The organism is uncultured Aquincola sp., assembly GCF_964001545.1.
Taxonomy (GTDB): domain Bacteria; phylum Pseudomonadota; class Gammaproteobacteria; order Burkholderiales; family Burkholderiaceae_C; genus Aquincola.
In genome coordinates, this window is record NZ_CAXFDV010000047.1 from 1 (window position 1) to 1724 (window position 1724).

Sequence of the window (1724 nt, forward strand, 5' to 3'; positions counted from 1 at the left end):
GCCTGCGCGGCCTGCAGCCCGTCCATGCCCGGCATGCGGATGTCGAGGAAGCAGATGCGCGGCCGCAGCGCCAGCGCCTGCTGCACGGCCGACAGGCCATCGCCCACCTGGGCCACCAGCTGCAGCCCGGGCCAGGCCTGGCGCAGGTCGGCCTGCAGCGCGGCGGCGATCAGCGGTTCGTCTTCGGCAATCAGGGCGGTGGCGTGGCTCATGAGGCAATGGCAGCGCTAGGGGTGGTGGGCATCGGCAGCCGCAGCGTGGCCAGGGCGCCGCCTTCGGCATCGGCCGCGGAGGTGAGCGTGAGGCTGGCGGCCGCGCCGTGCAGCGTGGCCAGGCGGTCGCGTACCTGCTGGGTGCCGAAGCCGTGGCCGGGCGCGGGCGTGGCGTTGGCCGCATCGGGCAGGCCGCGGCCGGTGTCGCGCACCGTCAGCACCAGGGTGTCGGCTTCGCGCCGGGCGCGTACCTCGATGCGGCCGCCGGCCACCTGCGGCTCCAGCCCATGCTGGATGGCGTTTTCCACCAGCGGCTGCAGCAGCAGCGGCGGCACCGCCACCGTGGCCAGCTCGGGTGGCAGGTCGAGCGTGCAGGCCAGGCGCGGGCCCATGCGCACGGCCATCAGCGCCAGGTAGTCGGCGGTGCGGTCGAACTCGGCCTGCAGCGGATGCGACTCCACCCGCGAGGCGCCGAGGGTGGAGCGCAGGAAGCCGATCAGCCGGTCCAGCATCTGCTGCGCACGCGGCGGGTCCAGCGAGATCAGCACCCGCAGGTTGGCCAGGGTGTTGAACAGCATGTGCGGCTCCAGCTGCGACTGCAGCAGCTGCAGCTGGGTTTCGGCGGCCAGGCGGCGGGCGGATTCGGCTTCGGCGCGGTGCTTCTGCAGCATCGCGGTGGCATGCCAGAACACGGTGGCGGTGAGGCCGGCCACTGCGGTGATCACCAGGGTGCTGCCGCGGCTGAACATCGGCGCCAGGTGCACCCCCAGCAGCAGCAGCGACAGCTGGCGGCCGAGCTCATAGCCGCCGATCACGCCCAGGCCGATGACGGGCAGCATCCAGCGGTAGCCGGGCCAGGGCAGGCCCTGGCCGGTCCAGCGCATCAGCGTGCGGCCCACCAGCCAGCGCCCGCCGTCCACCAGCAGCCACACCGAGTTGCCGATCAGCATCGACACCGCGATGTTGAGCATCAGCCCTGGCGAGCCGGCCAGCCACAGCGCCAGGCCGATCAGCGTGCAGAAGAGCTGGTTGAAGACCAGGATCGTCAGCAGCCGGTTCGGCGAGTAAAAGCGTGCGGCGGGCAGGGCAGGCATGGACTGCATTGTGGTCATGCCCAGCCCAGGGTCTGCACCCACAGCCAGTGGCCGAGGAAGCGGCTGGGCGCCAGCGCGAAGGCGCCGGCCACCAGGCAGCCGCCGATGTAGGTGCGGCGCATGGCCCGCTGGTGCACGCCGATGCGGCGCTGCACCGCCGCTGTGATGCCTGTGCCCACGCCCACGAAGGTGAGCACCGTCACCAGGTGGATGGGCGTGTAGCCCGCGATGTTGGGCAGCCGGAAGTCGCGGATGAAGAGGCTGGTGACGGCGGCGCTGAGCATCAGGCCCACCCACACATAGCCGGCGCTGCGGTGCACGGGGGAGCCCTTGCGCGACCACAGGGCCACCGGGCCCAGCAGCAGGGCGCCGACGGCGGCGGCGACGTGGAGCTGGACGGACAGGGGCAGGGCGGCGA

Annotated in this window: 3 protein-coding genes; all 3 read right to left on the minus strand. The window is 72.6% G+C overall.

The features are described from left to right. On the minus strand, nt 1–212 hold a 212-nt coding region (locus ABNT58_RS01735), incomplete at its 3' end, for a response regulator (protein WP_348751791.1). After that, entirely contained in the window at nt 209–1306 is a 1098-nt protein-coding gene (locus tag ABNT58_RS01740) for a histidine kinase (protein WP_348751792.1), read from the minus strand. The genes ABNT58_RS01740 and ABNT58_RS01735, both read right to left, overlap by 4 nt. 14 nt (nt 1307–1320) lie before the next feature. Next, entirely contained in the window at nt 1321–1716 is a 396-nt protein-coding gene (locus tag ABNT58_RS01745) for a DUF2306 domain-containing protein (RefSeq protein WP_348751793.1), read from the minus strand. Nucleotides 1717–1724: the final 8 nt, after the last annotated feature.

Bases quoted from the DNA above. Each gene is read 5' to 3' on its own strand.
- ABNT58_RS01740 (WP_348751792.1), bottom strand. From the start codon at position 1,306: ATGCCTGCCCTGCCCGCCGCACGCTTTTACTCGCCGAACCGGCTGCTG.